This is a genomic window from Rahnella contaminans (assembly GCF_011065485.1).
GTDB classification, from domain to species: Bacteria; Pseudomonadota; Gammaproteobacteria; order Enterobacterales; family Enterobacteriaceae; genus Rahnella; species Rahnella contaminans.
Window position 1 is genome coordinate 737,426 of record NZ_JAADJS010000002.1, and the last position, 19,691, is coordinate 757,116.

Consider the following 19,691-nt stretch of genomic DNA (forward strand, 5'->3'; position numbering starts at 1 on the left):
GAGCTTTTTGAATTTCCCGAGAACAATGAATGAAATTTCCTGGTAAACGTAAGTCTAAACACTATTTTCCGGTCAGCGCACGTGACCCCTTATTGCGTGACTCCATGTTGCAGGAGATGCAGCCGGAATCCGAAGGCGGCGCGTCTTATATCGTGGGTATCGACCAGACCATGGTCGATATTGAAGCGCGCGTTGATGAAAGTTTTGTGGCCCGCTACGGGCTGACGCCCGGCGAATCCAACATTCTGAATGATGAAATGTCGGAAGCGCTTTATCAGGAACTGAGAAGTCATGATCTCATTTCTCATCAGTTTGCGGGCGGTACCGTCGGCAATACCTTGCACAACTACTCCGTGCTGGCCGATGACCGTTCCGTCCTGCTCGGCGTGATGTGCAGCAACGTGAAGATTGGCGATTACGCCTACCGGTATCTTTGTAACACCTCCAGCCGTGTTGATCTCAATTACCTGCAAGGCGTGGACGGCGCAATTGGCCGCTGCTTCACGCTGATAAGCGATACAGGCGAGCGTACGTTTGCCATCAGTCCGGGCAAAATGAACGAACTGCACGCCTCAAGCGTGCCGGAAGAGGTCATTGCCGGGGCGTCCGCGCTGCTGCTGACGTCCTATCTGTTGCGCAGCAAACCCGGCGAACCGATGCCGGAAGCTACGATGCAGGCGATTGAATACGCGAAAAAACATCAGGTGCCGGTGGTCTTAACGCTCGGTACGCAATACGTCATTGCCGATGATCCTCAGGCCTGGCGTGATTTCCTGCGTGATCACGTTTCGATTCTGGCGATGAACGAAGACGAGGGTTTCGCACTGACCGGTCTGAAAGACCCGCTGATGGCCGCCGACAAGGCTCTGGAGTGGGTGGATCTGGTGCTGTGTACCGCCGGACCGAACGGCTTATTTATGGCGAGTTATACCGAAGAGGAATTCAAGCGCACCACGCAGCATCCGCTGCTGCCGGGCGCGATTGCTGAATTCAACCAGTATGAATTCAGCCGCGCAATGCGCCGCGACTGCTGCCAGCAGCCAATGAAAATTTATTCGCATATCGCGCCGTATATGGGCGGGCCGGAAAAAATCATGAATACCAACGGGGCGGGCGATGGCGCGCTGTCTGCGCTGCTGCATGACATTGCGGCTAACGGTTTCCACCGTACTTCTGTGCCGAATTCCAGCAAACACGCCCGTGAGTATCTGACGTATTCCTCGCTGGCGCAGGTGTGCAAATATGCCAACCGCGTCAGCTATCAGGTACTGAATCAGCATTCTCCGCGTCTGACGCGAGGATTGCCGGAACGTGAAGACAGTCTGGAAGAAAGTTACTGGGAACGATAAACGTGGCCGGGAACGGGAAGTCAAAAGGGCGGGGGGATTTGAACCTCCGCCCTTTTTTTTCAGCCCGCCTGAACCTGATTCCTGCCTGACGTTTTCGCGCGATATAACGCGTCATCCACACGTTTAAACAGCCGGGTGAAGTCTTCCCCCGTTTCATACTGCACCACGCCGACGCTCACGGTCATTGCAGGTAAATCATTGTGCGTAAATCCTTCCACGGCTAAGCGCAGCGTCTCAGCGACATGTAATGCGCCTTCCAGGCCGGTCAGCGGCAGCAAAATCAGAAACTCCTCGCCACCCCAGCGAAACACAGTATCGCTTTCGCGGATCCCCGTTTCCAGCGTTCGCGCCAGCATTACCAGCGCATCATCGCCTTTGTTATGACCGTGCTGATCATTAATCGTCTTGAAGTGATCGGCATCCACCAGCATCAGACTGAAATTATGCGTTCGCTGCGGGTTTTGCGTCCGCGCGTTTTCCACCAACTGCATAAACTGGCGGCGGTTGCCCAGCCCGGTCAGCGGATCACGGAGCGCCGCGTGTTCCAGCTCCTGCTCAAGGCGCTTTTGCTCGGTAATATCATGAATGATGCACAGCATCAGCCGCACGCCATCCACGTCCACCGGGCCGGCATAGGTCTGCACATGACGCAGATTGCCGTCTGCCAGTTTGTGCATAAACGTCAGCGGCTTATGCCCGCCGGGCAAACGCGCGATTTCATGCATCACGGGTAATACATCCTGCCCCATCGCATTAATTTCCCATGTGTGTCTCATGCACATTTCATCGCGTGAATAGCCATAGAATCGTGTCGCCGCCAGATTTGCATCCACAATTTGCCCGTTATTGTCCGGGTCAATCAGCAGCATCGGCGCGGTGTTGGTCTGGAAAAATCGTTCATAGAAACCGCTCTGATCACGGCGGTAAGGTCGGGCTTCGCTCAGGAATGAACCGGGTGCCGGAACATTGGCCGCAGAGGTATGCGTGCCTTCGAACACGATGACCTGTTCCTGCAAGCCAAACTGTGCCAGAGAAAGACGACAGCTCAGGGGGAAGGCACGACCTTCTTTGTGGATGGTCCAGATTTCAATCACCTGATCGCCTTTTTTCAGATGTGGCAGATAGGACTCGAGGGATTGCAAAGACCGGGCCGAAAACTGCCCGTTGCGCAGGGGACCAAGCAAACTGTTACCCGCAAGTTTTCTGGCCGCTGTATTGGCGAAAAGAATTTGCTGGTTATGTAATGAGACAACCCAGACCGGCGTGCTCAAAATGTTCAACGTTTCCAGATGGGATAGCAACATCGCAGTACCGGTCAATTTTTGGCATAAAAAGAGGATACCGCGAAACGATCTGATTTGGTTCTTTTTATGTTGCGCAAGTTAAAGGGAAATTTGTGCGGGAAGGGGACGGGCGCAGCAAAAGTACTGCGCCCGGCATTCAGAAAGAATCAGATGGGGCAAAATGGCCGTTTCTGGTCTTCGGTCAGGGTGTCTATTTGCAGCATATCGATCATGCTGTTGGCGATTTCACGCTCGCCCATCACCACGCGGTCCGCGCCGCGCTCCATGATGTAGGTGACTTCATCGTCATAGTGCGCACGGGCGATGATCTCAATATTGGGCCGTTTTGCGCGGGCTGATGCGACGATTTCACCGGCTTCATAACCGTTCGGAATCGTCACCAGCAGCCAGCGGGCACAGTCAAGGCGCGCCAGATCCATAATTTCCTGATTGGCGGCATTCCCCAGCACCGTGCTTATTCCCTGATCGCGCAATGCTTCGACGCGCGGACGCGAATTTTCAATCACCACCAGCGGAATACCGGCAGCCTGAAGCTTCTCGCCAAGCAGGCTTCCCACGCGGCCATAACCGACCAGCAGGGCGTGATTGCACAGATCAAACGGGATCTGTTTTTCGTCTTCCACCGCTTCTTCAACGCTCTGATCTTCGATGGTCTCGGTTTTTTCCAGATATTTTTCCAGCAAACTGAACAGCAGCGGGTTAAACATAATCGACAAGATTGCGCCCGCCAGAACCAGATTGCGGCCATGCTCAGACAGCAGCCCCAGCGAAATACCCAGACCTGCGAGGATAAAGGCGAATTCACCAATCTGCGCGAGACTGACTGAAATCGTCAGCGCCGTGCGCCGCGAATGCCCGAACATCTTCACCAGTAAGAAGGCGGCAATCGACTTGCCGAACACAATAATCGCCAGCGTAGCGACGACTGTCAGCGGTTCGCGCACCAGAATCATCGGGTCAAACAACATGCCGACCGACACAAAGAACAGCACGGCGAAAGCATCACGCAGCGGTAACGTATCGTGCGCGGCGCGCTGGCTGAGTTCGGATTCGTTCAGCACCATCCCGGCGAAGAACGCGCCCAGTGCAAACGACACGTCGAAGAATTCGACCGCGCCGTAGGCGATGCCCAGTGCCAGTGCCAGAACCGACAGCGTGAACAGCTCGCGTGAACCGGTGCTGGCGGTTTTTGCCAGGATCCAGGGCACCACGCGGCGGCCGACAACCATCATCAGCACCATAAAGGCAATGACTTTGCCGATAGTAATCGCCAGTTCAGTCAGCAGGCCGGTAATGCTGGCGTGGTTGCTTTCGAGCATGCTGCTGAATGCCGGTAACAAAACCAGCGTCAGTACCATCACCAGATCTTCAACAATAAGCCAGCCGATGGCGATTTGCCCGCGCTGACTTTCAATGAGTTGCCGTTCTTCCAGCGCACGCAGCAGAACTACGGTACTGGCGGTGGACAGGCAGAGGCCAAACACCAGCCCGGTCGCCATGTCCCAGCCGAGTAAACGCGATAAACCCATCCCAAGCAGCGTCGCTACCGCGATTTGGGCTACAGCGCCGGGAATGGCTATCGACTTTACCGCGAGTAAATCTTTCATGGAAAAATGCAAACCGACGCCAAACATCAGCAATATCACGCCGATTTCGGCCAGCTCCGGTGCAAGTGAAGTATCAGCAACAAAGCCCGGTGTAAAAGGACCGGCCAGCACGCCTGCGGCGAGATAGCCAACCAGAGGGGATATTCGCAGGCGGTTGGCGAGCATTCCTAACAGGAAAGCGAGTACCAGACCGCCGACGATGGTAGTGATGAGAGGCGTAGAATGATGCATTCAGTCTCCTTCTGGTTATGCATGGCACAAATGTGTTGCAGATTGTTTCTAAGTTTATGGTAAAAATCGTTTACGCGTTGGTATTTTTTGGCCTTTTTTGCGCTAAATGCACGACAGACCGAAAAAAAAATTCGAACGGGAGATTTAAATGGGTTTTCGCGGGCGAATCTCAAGAGGCAACGGCTTTTTTTGCTGCCGATAAATCATTATCGGCAGTGGAAGGGAATGCTTCAGGCTTGTTTACGTTCAATATTTGGCAGGAATGCCGTCAGTATCCCCAGCAATGGCAGGAAGGCACAAATTTGATAAACCAGCTCGATGCTGGTTCTGTCCGCCACATAGCCCAGCACCGCAGCGCCAAGGCCGCCCATGCCAAACGCCAGGCCAAAGAATAGCCCCGAAACCATACCGACTTTTCCCGGCATCAGTTCCTGGGCAAACACCAGAATTGCCGAAAACGCCGAGGCCAGAATCACGCCGATAATGACGCTGAGAACGCTGGTCCACATCAGATTGGCGTGCGGCAAAAGCAGGGTAAATGGCGCGACGCCGAGAATTGACGCCCATATGACGTATTTGCGCCCAATCTTATCCCCAACCGGACCGCCGATAATGGTTCCGGCTGCTACGGCAAACAGGAAAACGAACAGATGGATTTGCGCATTCTGTACGGAAACACCAAATTTATGAATCAGATAGAAGGTGTAGTAACTGCTCAGGCTGGTCAGGTAAAAATACTTCGAGAACACCAGCACCAGTAAAATCCCCAACGACATCGCCACAGTTTTACGCGGCAACACGGTCACGGTATTTTTCACCGGTCCGCGCTTTTTCGCCATCAGATGCTGCTGGCGATACCACTTACTGATTTGCAGCAGAACGACAATCCCCAGCAGCGCCGCCAGCGAGAACCACGCGACGTTGCCTTTACCGTAGGGCGCGATGATTAACGCCGCCAGCAACGGGCCAAGCGATGCCCCGAAATTCCCGCCGACCTGGAACAGCGATTGCGCCAGCCCGTGACGTCCGCCGGAAGCCATACGCGCCACGCGGGACGATTCAGGATGGAACACCGACGAACCTGTACCGACCAGCGCGGCGGCCAGCAGCACCACCGGGAAACTTTGCGCCACGGCTAGCAAAAGCAAACCAGACAGCGTAAAGCCCATGCCGATGGGCAGCGAATATGGCTGCGGATGTTTATCGGTGTAATAACCAATCAGCGGTTGTAGCAGCGACGCGGTAATCTGATACGTCAGCGTGATCAGGCCAATCTGAGTAAAGCTGAGTGAGAATTCGTTTTGCAGCAACGGATAGATCGCCAGAATCAGCGACTGAATCATGTCATTGAGCAGATGAGAAACGCTGATCGCCGCCAGAATAGAAAACGCAGTCTTTTTGACTGCGTCTTTCTGCGGGCTGTCTGGCGTGGCCGTATTGTCGGTCATAGCAGATGAACCTGTCTTATTTGTGCATATAGGAAATGCGTGTAGGGAATCAGTCGATCCGGTCAGTCGGCTTTTGCGATCTCAGCAAACTGGCCTTTCAGTAAGCGGCAAAGATCGCCTGCCGCAAGTTCAAGATCAAGCCCGCGTTTACCACCTGAAACATAAATGGTAGAGAAAGTCTGCGCCGGGCTATCGATCACCGTCGGCAGCAGCTTTTTCTGCCCCAGAGGGCTGATGCCGCCCACCAGATAACCGGTGACGCGCTGTGCGATGACGGGATCGGCCATGTCGGCTTTTTTGGCGCCGAGCGCTTTGGCGACTTTCTTCAGATCCAGCATTGATGCCACCGGCGTGACGGCAACGGCGAGATTTTTGGGATCGCCATTCAGTGAAACCAGCAATGTTTTGTAGACCTGACGCGCATCCAGCCCGAGCTTTTTTACCGCCTCGTCGCCAAAGTTGGTTTCGTCGCTGCTGTGTTCATACGGGTGAAGGGTAAAACTGACTTTATTTTTTTCCAGGAGCAATACGGCAGGGGTCATACCTGTCTCCTTATTTTGTTTTTTTGTTCGAAAAAACGTCATCAGCTCAATCTGATGAAATTTAACAACAAAGTATCTTTATTACGCGGAGGGGAAATAGTAGAGCAATGAATGGTTATTGCCAAGACCCGCTACAGGTTGCTACCCTGTGCGCGCCGGTGCTGTGCCTGAAAAGGCCGGTACTGAAGCTATAACAAAAAAATGAAATTCCTCTTTGACTGGCCGGCCTTAAAAACCGGCCATTTTTTTATCCTTTCAGCAATTCCGGCAGATTCCCTTCACCATACAAATGCAGCGCGCCCACGGCGACCACGTAATTTCCCGGCGGAAGTTCGGAAAGCTGTTTTTTCCAGCGCACATTGCGCTGATTCATCAGAATATCGTAGAGATCGTTGCTAAACGTATTCGGCAGCTGTTCAATCGCCAGCCCCGGTTTGGCATCAAGCCACCAGCTGATCATCGTTTGCAGTAATCGGGCGTTGGTGTGCCAGTGTGTCAGCGTATCTTCGAGCAGCGCTCTGCCGCCGTCGGGCAGTTGCTGCAACAGTTCAAACTGTTCCTGCGGCCCTTCGAGTTCGATGACCCGCGTGTTTTGCTGCTTTGCCGATTGCAACAACTGATAGTCGATGCCGTAATCCCCGCGCAATCCCAGACGCTGTGCCTGTGTTGCCTGCAACATCAGCGCAACCTGCCAGGAAGGAAGCGGGTTCAGCGTCCACATTGAAACGCCAAGCTCTTCGCATAAGCGCTCAACGTGGAGATATTCGGATTCGGTCAGACGATCGGCCAGAGGCGGAAATTCGCCGGACATGCTGAAAGGGGATTCTGTTCCGCTGATATCGGCTTCGACAATCAGGGCATCGGCTTTTTGCAGGCGGCGTAACAAAGCCGCGGGCAGCGGTTGCATATCCTGCGTGCCCATATGAATGCTGCCGACCAGATGCAGCGAGCGGTTGCCGGGAAGCCGGATATCCATGGCAGGATATGAATACTCGACAGGAAACAGCCTGCGTAGCCAGCTGAAAGCCTGGTTGAAAAACTGTGCCATATCGCATGGTCTCCCGAAAAATGAGAGACCATGCTAACGCGTCAGCGTTTTAGCGAACAGAGGAAACGTCTTGTTTTTTCGGGGTAAAGCGTAAGAGGCGGTTTGCGTTAGTGACAACGGTAATGGAAGACAACGCCATCGCCGCGCCTGCGACAACCGGGCTGAGCAATGTGCCGGTCAGCGGGTAGAGCACGCCTGCGGCAACCGGAATGCCAATCACGTTATACACAAACGCGCCTAACAGGTTCTGCTTCATATTGCGCAGCGTGGCCTGTGACATGGCCAGTGCATCGGCAACGCCGTTCAGGCTTGGCCGCATCAGCGTGATGGCCGCCGTTTCAATCGCCACATCGCTGCCGCCGCCCATTGCAATCCCGACATCTGCCTGCGCCAGTGCGGGCGCATCGTTAATGCCATCGCCAATCATCGCAACCTGCTGGCCTTTGGCCTGCAACGCTTTAATCGCCTCGGCTTTTCCTTCCGGACGAACACCGGCAATCACCGTATCGATGCCTGCCTGCGCGGCAATAGCTTGTGCCGTGCGCGGATTATCGCCGGTCAGCATCACCAGCTGATAACCCAGCTGATGCAGGCGTTGCAGCGCGGCAATGCTGTCACTGCGCAGCGGATCCCGCAGGGCGAACAGCGCGGCAATTTCACCGTCTGCCGCCAGAAGCACCGGCGTTGCACCTTGCTCAGACATCGCTTCCAACAGCGCATCGGTCTGCTGTGTATCGACGCCGTTTTCCTGCATCAGCGCCTGATTCCCCAGCAACAGCGTTTTGCCTTCTGCTTCACCGCGCAGGCCCAGCCCGCCGAGCGTGCGGAAATACTGCACGTCAGGTATCGCCAGACCCTCCGCTTTATCGACAATCGCCTGCGCGAGCGGGTGGTGCGAGCCCTGTTCCAGCGCGGCGGCAAAGCGCAGTGCCTGCTGTTCACTGACACCGCCGAAGGTGTGAATATCCGTCACTTTCGGCTGGCCTTCTGTCAGCGTCCCGGTTTTATCGAAAACCAGCGTCGAAAGCGTACTGGCTTTTTGCAGGGCATCGGCATCACGAACCAGCACACCCAACTCTGCGGCGCGCCCGACACCGGCGGTAATCGACATCGGCGTTGCGAGCCCCAGTGCGCAAGGGCAGGCGATGATCAGCACCGTGGTGACGATCACCAGCGTGTACATCAGCTGCGGCTGCGGGCCGAAGAAATACCAGATGGCACCGCTGAACAGGGCAATCAGCACCACGACGGGTACGAAGACGGATGAAATTTTATCCGCCAGTTTGCCGATTTCCGGTTTGCTGCTTTGCGCTTCCCGCACCAGTTTGATGATGCGAGAAAGCGTGGTCTGGCTGCCAATCGCATCCGCGCGGAACAATACGCTGCCGTCTCTGACCAGCGTACCAGCATGCACTTTTTCGCCCTGAGATTTTTGTTGCGGGACAGGTTCGCCGGTCAGCATCGCTTCATCCATCCACGCTTCGCCGCTCTGAATTTCGCCGTCAACCGGAACGCGGTCGCCGGTGGTCAGGCGCAGCGTCATACCTTGCTGCACATCGGCCAGCGGCAGCGTTTTTTCGCCTTCCGGAGTCACCACGCGCGCCGTCGGCGGCGTGAGATCCAGCAGGCGTTCCAGAGCTTGTGACGAGCGCTGACGCCCGCGTTGTTCCAGCGCATGGCCGAGGTTAATCAGGCCGATGATCATCACGCTGGCTTCGTAATAAAGATGCCGCGCCTGCATCGGAAAGGCATCCGGCCAGAGGCTGACAGAAATGGAAAATATCCACGCCGCACCGGTACCAAGTGATACCAGCGTGTCCATATTGGCGCTGCCGTGCATCAGGCTTTTCCACGCGCTGCGGTAGAAGTGGCCGCCTGCGACAATCATGATCAGCAGCGTCAGCAGGCCGACAATCAGCCAGCCGGTCTGGTTGCTGGCGGTGACCATCATTTCGCCGCCCAGCAATCCCCACAACATCAGCGGGATACCCGCCGCCAGCCCGACCGCCGCCTGCCAACTGAAACGGATCATGCTGCTGCGCGCCGTTTGCTGCTGGCGCTCGCGGCGTCTGGTTTCATCAATAATGATTTCAGCGCCGTAACCCGCGCGTTCAACCGCCGCAATCAGGGCATTCTGGTCAGCATCACCGCTGACCAGCGCACTGCGTTCCGCCAGATTGACCCGCGCACGTTCGACGCCGTTCACGCCTTCCAGCGCCCGCTGCACTTTACTGACACAGCTGGCGCAGCTCATACCGCTGAGCAACAGCTGCACGCTGTCATCAGAGGCTGAGGTTTGAAGAATGTGGTTTTCAGCCGGAACAGGTGACGCGGCCGCTGACAGGGGTTCCGGCAAAACACTCGCCTTATCGGTCAGCGGCTCAGATTTTGGGGACGCGTCTTCCACCAGTTGTGCTTCATATCCGGCATTTACGACGGCGTCGATCAGGCTCTGGCTGCTGGCGTCGCCTTTCACAATGGCTTTATCCAGAGAAACTTCAACGGCGGTGGTGCCGTCAACCGCTTCGAGCGCTTTACGCGTTGAAGCCACACAATGCCCGCAGGACAGGCCTTGCAGAGATAATACGGTGGTGGTCATAGTGGTTTTCCTTGGGTTAACTTTCACTAAGAACAGAGGATAAACCTTCCAGCAAGGGGAAGGTCAAGCAACGGTTTCGCCTTACCGGTATTTTTCATTTTTCTCTCATTTACACTTTATTTAGAAATTCCCTTGCAGATTGGCTTATCGTTATCTCCCAAATTATATAACGATGAAGGGTAAGGGGATTTTCAATGGCAAAAATGCAGACAACACTTCTGCTGATGGCAGGACTGATGGCGGCGCAGGCTTCACAAGCCGCTGACGATTTTCGCGTCACCTACGCCGGTTCGATGGGCGTGGTAATGGACAAATATCTGGGGCCGGATTTTGCGAAAGAGAAGAAGGTCAATTATCAGGGCCAGGGGCAGGGCGCTTACGGCATGGCGAACTTGCTGGCGTCGAAAAAAGTCGTGGCGGATGTGTTCGTTTCGATAACGCCGGGGCCGGTTGAGATCCTGCAAAAAGCGGGCATGGCCGGGCAGGCAATCCCGGTGGCCAGCACCAGCATGGTCATTGCTTATAATCCGAAAGGCAAATATGCCGAAAAATTTGCCGCGATAAAGGAAGGCAAAGCGGGCGCTGAGCCGTGGTGGAAAGTGCTCCAAACTCCCGGATTACAGTTCGGCCGTACCGATCCGGTCAGCGATCCTCAGGGTCAGAACATTATTTTCACCATGATGCTGGCCGAAAATTACTACAAACAGCCGGGTCTGGAAAAAGCCGTGCTGGGCGATGTACAGAATCCGAAGCAGATTTCGGGCGAGGGCGGCCTTCTGACCCGTCTGGAAGCCGGTCAGGTTGATGCCGCGTCGGGCTACGAAAGTGCCACGATTTCCGCGCACCTGCCGTACATCAAACTGCCGGATGAAATTAACCTGAGCAATCCGCAGATGTCGAAAGACTGGTACAGCAAGGTGACTTTCAACGTCAAAGATTCCACCGGCAAAGAGAAAACGCTGAGCACGCAGCCGCTGGTCTTCTACGCGGTGGTGCTGAACAACGCGCCGCATCCGAAACTGGCGAAAGAATTTATCACTTACCTGCAAAGCGCCAAAGGTCAGAAGCTGTTTGAACAAAACGGCTACGACAAACCTAAAGGCGGAAACCTTTAAGTTGCGTGCGTCAGGAATGGCGGTTCCCGCGCTGGCACTGCTGATGGTGCCTTTTGTCACGCTGCTTTTCCTGACGCCGTGGTCAGATTTTCATCTGGCTTACGGCGACAGCCATGCGGTGGTGGTGTCGCTCGGCCTGAGTCTGATATCGGTCGGCCTGATTATTCTGCTCGGGCTGCCGGTCGCGTTCTGGCTGGCAAAAACGACCTCACGCTGGCGCACTTTGGTGGAAGTACTGGTGCTGATCCCGCTGCTGACGCCTCCGCTGGCGATGGGGATTTTGCTGGTGTCGGTTTACGGGCCCTACGGTTCGGTCGGTGAAACCCTTTCTGCCATCGGTATGACGCTCAATAACAATGCGCCCGCGTTTGTGCTGGCGCAGATTTATGGGGCGCTGCCTTATTTCATTCTTTCGGCGCGCGGTGCACTTGAAGCGGTGCCGCGCGATGTCGAAGAGGCTGCGCAGACGCTGGGCGCACGGCCTTTTCAGGTGCTTATCCGGCTCACGTTGCCGCTGGCCTCACGCGGAATTGCCGCCGGGATCGCCATTGCCTGGGTACGGGCGATTGGTGAATTCGGCATTGTCATGGTGTTCTGTTATTTCCCGCAGGGTATTCCGGTCAAAATGTTTATCAACCTGCAAAACGACGGCGTGACGTCGGTTTACTCGCTGCTGTGGATCCTGCTTATCGTGACGTTGCCGCTGCCCATGTGGTTGCTGATGCGCACCAAAAAACAGACCGTGCATTACAGTTGAGGATTTTCGTAAAACCGTAAACACGTATACTGTTCAGATATAGTGCAAAAACAGGGCGACGCGGAGGCGAAATGAATATCAGTGATGTGGCGAAAAAAACCGGGCTGACCAGCAAGGCGATTCGTTTTTACGAAGAGAAAGGGCTGGTGACAGCACCGGCGCGGAGCGAGAACGGATACCGCCGCTATGCACAAAAACATATCGAAGAACTGACGTTGCTTCGTCAGGCACGGCAGGTGGGGTTTACGCTGGAAGAGTGTCAGGAGTTAGTGGCGTTATTCCATAATCCGGATCGCCACAGTGCAGATGTGAAAGCACGCACTTTAGAAAAGGCCGCCGAAATTGAGCGGCACATTGAAGAACTTCAGCTGATGCGCCAGCGCCTGCTGACGCTGGCGGAATCCTGCCCCGGCGATGACGGCGCAGACTGCCCGATAATCGATAATCTTTCTGGCTGTTGCCACAAACACTAACGTCAGGCGTTACTGCGCAGGGCGTTCTACGCGCAGCGTCGCGCCCTCGACACCGGTAATTACCACTTTATCACCGACTTCCAGCGGCGAAGCGCAGGACGCCCGCCAGCTGCTGTCGCCGATTTGTACCCGCGTATGCTGATTTTTCAGCGGTTCGAGCACGGTGGCGTAAGTACCTACTAACTGCTGTCCGCGCTGGTTCAGCGCCGAATTACCGCTGGTTTTGTCCGTGCGCTGATTCAGCCATTTCCACCACAGCCAGGCGGCGATAATGGTCAGAAGGGCAAACGCCACGCCCTGCCATTCCCACGGCAGCGGCAAAATCCACGTCACCAGCCCCACCAGCGCCGCCGCTACGCCACTCCACAGTAAGTAACCACTTGCTCCTACCAGCTCTGCCGCCAGCAACAGGCCGCCCAAAGACAGCCAGAACACATGCGGACTTGCCATGAAATCGCGAAGCATTATTTGCCGCCTTTGGTTTCTTTAAGCAGCTCAGCAATCCCGCCAATTGAGCCCATCAGGCTGGTGGCATCCAGCGGCATCATGATGACTTTGCTGTTGTTCGCCGAGCCTATTTTGGTCAGCGCATCGGTATATTTCTGTGCCACGAAGTAGTTAATGGCCTGAACATCTCCGGCAGCAATCGCTTCAGAGACCATTTTGGTGGCCTGCGCTTCCGCTTCCGCCGCACGTTCGCGGGCTTCAGCTTGCAGGAACGCCGACTGACGCTCACCTTCGGCTTTAAGGATCTGCGACTGTTTTTCACCTTCCGCACGCAGGATGGCGGACTGACGAACGCCTTCGGCTTCCAGAATGTCGGCACGTTTTGTACGTTCCGCTTTCATCTGTGCGTTCATCGCAGAAATCAGTTCAGCCGGTGGACGCACATCACGGATTTCGATACGCGTAATTTTCACGCCCCATGGATTGGTGGCTTCATCGACGATATGCAGCAAACGTGCGTTGATGTTGTCGCGTTGTGACAGCATTTCGTCGAGCTCCATCGAACCCAGCACGGTACGGAAGTTGGTCATGGTCAGGTTCACGATCGCCTGTTCCAGATTGCTGACTTCATAGGCGGCACGCGCCGGATCAATAACCTGGATAAAACACACAGCGTCGATGGCGACATTGGCGTTATCGCGGGAAATCACTTCCTGAGAGGGGATATCCAGAACCTGTTCCATCATATTGATTTTGCGGCCAATGCGGTCAACAAATGGCACAACCAGGTTCAGCCCCGGCATCAGGGTTTTGGTATAACGGCCAAAGCGCTCTACGGTCCACTGGTAGCCCTGTGGCACGATTTTGATCCCGGCGTAAACCACCAGCAGCGCCAGTACGATCAGAATAAGGATAGGAATGGGAATGAGGTCAAACATAGTATGAAACTCCTGTAAAACTGTGTCCTGAATATTCCGGCGGAATATTCGAGTAAAAACATGTCCCTGGCGCACTCCCCGAAAGTCAGGCGCGTGCGCAATTGTCGCACAAATAACTTACGCGTCGTATTAATAAAGGATAGTTCAGGGGATAAAAGGCAGGGGAAAAGGCGAAAAAAAACGCACGTCAGGAAGGGGGAATGCCCGACGCGCGTAAGAAATTTTTAGCGTGAATCAGTACAGCAGGGAATATAACTGGCGACGATATTTAGCCGCCAGCGCGTCGCCGGTGCCGAGTGCCGCCATGATATCCATCAGCGTTTTGCGTGCCGCGCCGTTTGCCGCACCTAAATCTTTTTTTAGCGGAGCCATCAGCAGTTCCAGCGCTTCTTCGTTACGCCCGACCTGATGCAGTTGCAGGCTGAGTTTAACCACCAGCTCGGCGTTGTCAGGATCCTGCTGTAATTCCTGTTGCAGCAGCTGAATTTCAGGGGTGTCAGCCGCCTGTTTCAGTAGTTCAATCTGGGCAATCAGCCCCTGATAACGGGAATCTTTATCCTGCAAGGGAATGGTGGCCAACACGGCTTCCGCGTCGTCGGAACGGTTCAACTGAATCTGAACTTCCGCCAGCGTCATCCCGATATCACTGCGGTAGTTGCTCACTTGCCATGCATCTTTCAGCAGCGGAAGGGCATCGGCGAAGTTACCTTCTTGTATCAGTTCCTGCGCCTGAGCCAGTTTCAGCTCTTCTTCTTTCGGCAGGACTTTCTGCAGCAGTTCGCGGATCACTTCTTCCGGCTGCGGCCCCTGGAAACCATCCACCGGCTGACCATCTTTAAACAGGTAAACTGCCGGGATAGAACGCAGGCCAAACTGCTGGGCAATCATCTGCTCGGCATCGCAGTCCACTTTCGCCAGAACCAGCTGACCGGCATATTCCGCCGCCAGTTTGTCGAGAATTGGCCCCAGTTGCAGGCAATGCTGGCTGCGCTCAGACCAAAAGTAGAACATCACCGGCACCGACATGGATTGTTCCAGCGTCTGATGCAGATTGGTTTCGTTGATATCGATAACAGTAGGTTGTGCAAGCATGAATTCTGTCTCTCTCGCGCTAAGGCTCAAAGTCATTTAAAGCATTAAATACCAGATGGGGGCAGGTTTTACGGCTTCAACCCCCGTCTGTGTTTACTTAGCTGTTTCCGCGCAATATTTTGTCCAGCAAACGCGAAGGTAAAAGGCGTTTCAGCACAGTGAGCACATGGGCGACCAGCGTAACCGGATACCGCAGACGCGCCTTTGGGTTTTCTAAAGCATGGTGCAATTTCGGCAAAACGGCCTCCGGCGGCAGCGTAAAACGCCGCGCGATCCCCGGGTTTTCGACCGGCCGCTCAGCCTGGGACTGATTCACGTTAGCCGTAAAGTTGCTGCTCAGCGGGCCGGGTTCAATCAGGCTCACCTGAATGCCCGTGCCGTGCAACTCCATGCGTAACGTATCTGACCAGGCTTCTAGCGCGAATTTGCTGGCGGCATAGGTTCCGCGGCCCGGCGTCGTCACCAGCCCCATCACCGAGCTGGTCTGAATAATGCGGCCTTCGCCGTGCGGCAACATTGCGGGCAGTAATAGCTGCGTCAACTGATGCGTGCCGAACAAATTGGTGGAAAATTGTTGCTCAAACTGCTCGCGGCTGATGGTGTTCAGCGGGCCGTAAACACCGTATCCGGCATTGTTGAACAGGCCGTAAAGACGATTGCCGGTCAGCGCGATAACCTCCGCGGCGGCAAGCTCTACGCTGTGTTTGTCATCAAGATCGAGCGCAATAGTTTCAAAACCGAGTTGGCTGAGCGTGTCGATATCTGCACTTTTACGGCAGGCGGCCAGCACCCGGTAGCCGCGAGCCCGTAAATCTTGGGCGGCAACCAGCCCTATTCCGCTGGAGCAACCGGTAATTAATACTGCTTTTTGCATAACTTTACCTGTGAGGTGTCCCTATTTTTCATGGCTGTGATTTACTAGGGAGTCGGGTGAAAAAGGTAACGTCTTGGTTTTAATCACGTCACGGTATTATTTATTGTAACCCTACTGCGTCACCAGCGGCGCAAGTTTGTCGGCCATCCAGTCGGCGATAAAAGACTGTGCCGCCAGTGCGGGATGCAAACCGTCGTCCTGCATCCACTCGGGTTTTGCGGCGACCGGCTCCATAAAGAACGGCACCAGCGGGATGTTTTCCTGCTTCGCCAGCGCCGGATAAATGGCGTAGAACGCATCACCGTAACGGCGGCCATAATTTGGCGGCAGGCGGATTTGCATCAGCAGCGGTTCGGCGTTGGCCCGTTTTACCTGACTGATAATCTGCGTCAGCGTTTGTGAAATGTTTTGTGGCGGAAAGCCGCGCAGTCCGTCATTCGCGCCCAGTTCAATCAGCACCCAGCGCGGATGATGTTGTTGCAGCAAAGTCTGTAAACGGGCCAGCCCCTGTTCGGCGGTATCTCCGCTGATGCTGGCGTTAATAATCGTGGGTTTATCCCCTTCTTTTTGCCACTTATTATTGAGCAACGACGGCCAGGATTCGGCTACCGGAAGGCGATAGACGGCGCTTAAACTGTCGCCGATAATCAGTAAGTTATCAGCAGCTATGGCGCGAAAACTCAGCAATCCCAACAACATAAGGAAGGGGAGATGCCAGCGGAAAACGTTCTTGAAGTTCATCATCTTAGTAAGCACGTCGGTCAGGGTGAAGGACAGCTCACCATCCTGTCCGGTGTCGAGCTGGTTGTCAAACCTGCCCAGACAATTGCCCTGATTGGCGAATCCGGTTCCGGTAAATCGACGTTGCTGGGGATCCTCGCCGGACTCGACGACGGCACCTCGGGCGACGTGATGTTGCTCGGCAAATCCCTGAACTCTCTCAATGAGGAAGGGCGCGCCGCACTGCGGGCAAAAAACGTCGGATTTGTATTTCAATCCTTCATGCTGGTGCCGACGCTAAACGCGCTGGAAAACGTGCAACTTCCGGCGTTGTTGCGCGGTGAAAGCGACAGCAACAGCCGTCAGCAGGCGGTGCAGTTGCTGGAAAGTCTCGGGCTGGGCGGGCGTTTGAATCATCTTCCGGCGCAGCTTTCCGGTGGCGAACAGCAACGTGTGGCGCTGGCGCGTGCGTTTATCGGCAAACCTAAACTTCTGTTCGCCGATGAGCCGACCGGCAATCTGGATCGCGCCACCGGCGAACGTATCGTCGATCTGCTGTTCTCACTGAACCGAGATGCGGCCACCACGCTGATTCTGGTCACGCATGACGAACAACTGGCGGCGCGTTGTCAGCGGCGTCTGCGTCTGCGTGACGGGAAATTGTGGGAGGAAGCATGATCTGGCGCTGGTTCTGGCGGGAATGGCGATCGCCTTCGCTGCTGATTGTCTGGCTGGCGCTGACGCTGGCGGTGGCCTGCGTGCTGGCGCTGGGCAGTATCAGCGACCGCATGGACAAAGGGCTGAGCCAGCAAAGTCGTGAGTTTATTGCGGGAGACCGCGTGCTGCGTTCTTCTCATCCGATTACTGAAGCCTGGTTGCAGGATGCCGAAACGCAGGGGCTGAAAGTCAGCCGTCAGCTCTCATTCATGACCATGACCTTTGCCGGAAACACGCCGCAGCTGGCGTCGGTAAAAGCCACCGATCTGGCGTATCCGTTATACGGGGCGTTGCAGACGGAACCGGTGGGGCTGAAACCGCAGCCGGGAACCGTGCTGGTGGCACCCCGTTTGCTGGCGCTGCTGAACGTGAAAGTGGGCGATGATCTGGATGTCGGCGACAGTACGCTGAAAATTGCCGGTGTGATTGTTCAGGAACCGGATGCCGGTTTTAACCCGTTCCAGACCGCGCCGCGCGTAATCATGAATCTTGATGATGTGCCGAAAACCGGCGCGGTTCAGCCGGGCAGCCGCCTGACGTACCGCTATATGTTTGCCGGTTCCCCGCAGGCCATTCAGACCTACGGCGATGCCATTAAAGGGCTGCTGAAACCCGATCAGCGCTGGACCGGCATGGAGGATTCCGAAGGCGCGCTGGGCAAATCATTACAGCGTTCACAACAATTCCTGACGTTGTCAGCCCTGCTGACGCTGATGTTGTCGATTGCCGCCATTGCCGTGTCGATGGGGCATTACTGCCGAAGCCGGTACGATCTGGTGGCAGTGCTGAAAACATTAGGCGCCGGGAAAAAGGCGCTGCGAAAACTGATTATTGGTCAGTGGCTGGCAGTTCTGGTACTGGCGGGAATTTGCGGCAGCATCGTCGGACTGGCCTTTGAAGCCGTTCTGATGAAAGTGCTCGCGCCGGTTCTTCCCGCACAATTGCCGCCTGCCGGTGGCTGGCCGTGGGTCTGGTCGATGGGCGCAATGGTCGTGATTTCACTGCTGATTGGCATCCGTCCTTACCGTCAGTTGCTGGCCACGCAACCGCTGCGCGTGCTGAGAAATGACGTTGTGGCGAACGTCTGGCCGCTGCGCTATTTCCTGCCGGTGATGGTGCTGGTGGTCGTCGGGTTACTGGCGGCGCTGATGGGCGGCAGTCCGCTGCTCTGGTCACTGCTGGCGGGCGTGCTGGTGCTTTCGCTGTTGCTCGGTGTGATTGGCTGGGGCGCTTTGCTTTTGCTGCGCCGCCTGACGTTCCGCCAGCTTCCGTTGCGTCTGGCGGTCAACCGTCTGCTGCGACAGCCGTGGGTAACGCTCAGCCAGCTGGCGGCGTTTTCCATGTCGTTCATGCTGCTGGCGCTGTTGCTGGTGATGCGCGGGGATCTGCTGAACCGCTGGGAGCAACAGCTTCCGCCGGACAGTCCGAACTTCTTCCTGCTCAACATCACCAAAGAGCAGGTTCCGCAGGTGACGGATTTCCTGCATCAGCATAACGCGCAGCCGGAAGCGTTCTATCCGATTGTACGGGCGCGTCTGACGAAGATTAACGGCGAAGCCGCGACGGACAAAATCAAACCGGACGATGCGGGCGGGGAAGCGGTAAACCGTGAACTGAATCTGACCTGGATGGACGGATTGCCGGATCATAATCCGCTGACCGCAGGTAATGGCGCACCGAAAGCGGGTGAAGTGTCCATCGATGAAGGGCTGGCCGGACGTCTCGGACTGAAAATCGGCGATTCGGTGACCTTCACCGGCGATACGCAGGATTTCACCGCTAAGATTACCAGCCTGCGAAAAGTGGACTGGGACAGCCTGAAGCCGAATTTCTACTTTATCTTCCCGACGGGCGCACTGGATGCCCAGCCGCAAAGCTGGCTGACCAGTTTCCGTTATCACGGCGATGACAGCACCATTACGCAACTGAACCGTCAGTTCCCGACGCTCAGTTTGCTGGATGTCGGTTCGATTCTGCGGCAGGTCGGACAGGTCTTACAGCAGGTCAGCCGGGCGCTGGAAGTGATGGTGATTCTGGTGATGCTGTGCGGCGGTTTGCTGTTGCTGGCACAGATTCAGGTCGGGATGCGTCAGCGCCGTCAGGAGTTGATCGTTTATCGCACGTTAGGCGCGAGTAAAAAAATGCTGCACCGTACTCTCTGGTGCGAATTTGCGGTTCTTGGACTCGTGGCGGGCATTGCGGCGGCGATAGGTGCCGAAGTGGCGTTATGGTTGTTGCAGCGAAAAGTGTTTGATTTCCCGTGGGAACCGGATTACCTGATGTGGATCGCCGTTCCGGTGGTGAGCGCGTTGCTGCTGTCTGTCTGCGGAGGCTGGCTGGGTGTACGGTTGCTGCGGGGGCGGGCGCTGTTCAGGCAATACGACTCGTAACCGTCATACTTCGAGCCACAGGTGCGTTGGCTGCGTTCAG

The 19,691-nt window shown here is 55.6% G+C and carries 17 protein-coding genes; 6 read left to right on the forward strand and 11 right to left on the reverse strand.

Annotated features, from left to right (window positions below; all coding sequences use genetic code 11):
• The first annotated feature begins 29 nt into the window (after positions 1-29).
• Positions 30-1,349: an inosine/guanosine kinase gene (locus tag GW579_RS12520; RefSeq protein ID WP_152327904.1), complete on the forward strand. Its 1,320-nt coding sequence runs from the start codon at positions 30-32 to the stop codon at positions 1,347-1,349.
• A 59-nt stretch (positions 1,350-1,408) separates the two neighbouring features.
• On the opposite strand, the gene GW579_RS12525 is transcribed toward GW579_RS12520, so the two are convergent.
• The 6 genes from GW579_RS12525 to copA form a co-directional block, all read right to left on the reverse strand.
• Positions 1,409-2,653: a sensor domain-containing diguanylate cyclase gene (locus tag GW579_RS12525; protein WP_152327905.1), complete on the reverse strand. Its 1,245-nt coding sequence runs from the start codon at positions 2,651-2,653 to the stop codon at positions 1,409-1,411.
• 146 nt (positions 2,654-2,799) lie between these two features.
• Positions 2,800-4,491, reverse strand: a complete 1,692-nt coding sequence (gene ybaL / locus GW579_RS12530; protein WP_165059330.1) for a YbaL family putative K(+) efflux transporter — start codon at positions 4,489-4,491, stop codon at positions 2,800-2,802.
• 230 nt (positions 4,492-4,721) lie between these two features.
• A complete protein-coding gene (locus GW579_RS12535) occupies positions 4,722-5,939 on the reverse strand; it encodes an MFS transporter (RefSeq protein WP_152327907.1) in 1,218 nt (405 codons plus the stop codon).
• A gap of 62 nt (positions 5,940-6,001) precedes the next feature.
• Complete coding sequence (gene ybaK, locus GW579_RS12540; RefSeq protein WP_152327908.1) at positions 6,002-6,481, reverse strand: Cys-tRNA(Pro)/Cys-tRNA(Cys) deacylase YbaK; 480 nt, start codon at positions 6,479-6,481, stop codon at positions 6,002-6,004.
• 247 nt (positions 6,482-6,728) lie between these two features.
• Entirely contained in the window at positions 6,729-7,529 is an 801-nt protein-coding gene (locus GW579_RS12545; RefSeq protein ID WP_152327909.1) for a TraB/GumN family protein, read from the reverse strand.
• 49 nt (positions 7,530-7,578) lie between these two features.
• Positions 7,579-10,128 carry a copper-exporting P-type ATPase CopA gene (gene copA / locus GW579_RS12550; RefSeq protein WP_165059332.1) on the reverse strand — a complete coding sequence of 850 codons (2,550 nt, stop codon included), beginning with the start codon at positions 10,126-10,128 and terminating at the stop codon, positions 7,579-7,581.
• A gap of 194 nt (positions 10,129-10,322) precedes the next feature.
• Here copA and GW579_RS12555 point away from each other — a divergent pair, with 194 nt between their 5' ends.
• The 3 genes from GW579_RS12555 to cueR all read left to right on the forward strand — a co-directional run bounded on the left by GW579_RS12555 (position 10,323) and on the right by cueR (position 12,473).
• Entirely contained in the window at positions 10,323-11,243 is a 921-nt protein-coding gene (locus GW579_RS12555; protein ID WP_152327911.1) for an extracellular solute-binding protein, read from the forward strand.
• Between the two features lie 16 nt (positions 11,244-11,259).
• On the forward strand, positions 11,260-12,000 hold the full coding sequence (locus GW579_RS12560; RefSeq protein ID WP_195823985.1) for a molybdate ABC transporter permease subunit: 741 nt from the start codon (positions 11,260-11,262) through the stop codon (positions 11,998-12,000).
• A 71-nt stretch (positions 12,001-12,071) separates the two neighbouring features.
• Positions 12,072-12,473 carry a Cu(I)-responsive transcriptional regulator gene (gene cueR / locus GW579_RS12565; protein WP_152327913.1) on the forward strand — a complete coding sequence of 134 codons (402 nt, stop codon included), beginning with the start codon at positions 12,072-12,074 and terminating at the stop codon, positions 12,471-12,473.
• A gap of 9 nt (positions 12,474-12,482) precedes the next feature.
• Here the strand turns inward: cueR and GW579_RS12570 are convergent, their stop codons facing one another.
• The 5 genes from GW579_RS12570 to tesA all read right to left on the reverse strand — a co-directional run bounded on the left by GW579_RS12570 (position 12,483) and on the right by tesA (position 16,565).
• The gene (locus GW579_RS12570; protein WP_165059335.1) at positions 12,483-12,938 is read right to left on the reverse strand and encodes an NfeD family protein; all 456 of its coding nucleotides are present in this window, start codon (positions 12,936-12,938) and stop codon (positions 12,483-12,485) included.
• Entirely contained in the window at positions 12,938-13,858 is a 921-nt protein-coding gene (locus GW579_RS12575) for an SPFH domain-containing protein (protein WP_152327915.1), read from the reverse strand. Before GW579_RS12575 ends, GW579_RS12570 begins: the two co-directional genes overlap by 1 nt.
• A 234-nt stretch (positions 13,859-14,092) precedes the next feature.
• Complete coding sequence (locus tag GW579_RS12580; protein ID WP_152327916.1) at positions 14,093-14,950, reverse strand: co-chaperone YbbN; 858 nt, start codon at positions 14,948-14,950, stop codon at positions 14,093-14,095.
• 97 nt (positions 14,951-15,047) lie between these two features.
• Positions 15,048-15,824 (reverse strand): SDR family oxidoreductase, encoded by a 777-nt coding sequence (locus GW579_RS12585; protein ID WP_165059337.1) that lies wholly within the window; start codon positions 15,822-15,824, stop codon positions 15,048-15,050.
• A gap of 111 nt (positions 15,825-15,935) precedes the next feature.
• Positions 15,936-16,565 carry a multifunctional acyl-CoA thioesterase I/protease I/lysophospholipase L1 gene (gene tesA / locus GW579_RS12590; protein WP_235937388.1) on the reverse strand — a complete coding sequence of 210 codons (630 nt, stop codon included), beginning with the start codon at positions 16,563-16,565 and terminating at the stop codon, positions 15,936-15,938.
• Here tesA and ybbA point away from each other — a divergent pair.
• Both ybbA and ybbP read left to right on the forward strand, forming a co-directional pair.
• A complete protein-coding gene (gene ybbA, locus GW579_RS12595; protein ID WP_165059341.1) occupies positions 16,536-17,222 on the forward strand; it encodes a putative ABC transporter ATP-binding protein YbbA in 687 nt (228 codons plus the stop codon). The genes tesA and ybbA overlap by 30 nt on opposite strands.
• Positions 17,219-19,651: a putative ABC transporter permease subunit YbbP gene (gene ybbP / locus GW579_RS12600; RefSeq protein ID WP_165059343.1), complete on the forward strand. Its 2,433-nt coding sequence runs from the start codon at positions 17,219-17,221 to the stop codon at positions 19,649-19,651. The genes ybbA and ybbP overlap by 4 nt, the downstream gene beginning before the upstream one ends.
• Positions 19,652-19,691 lie beyond the last annotated feature (40 nt).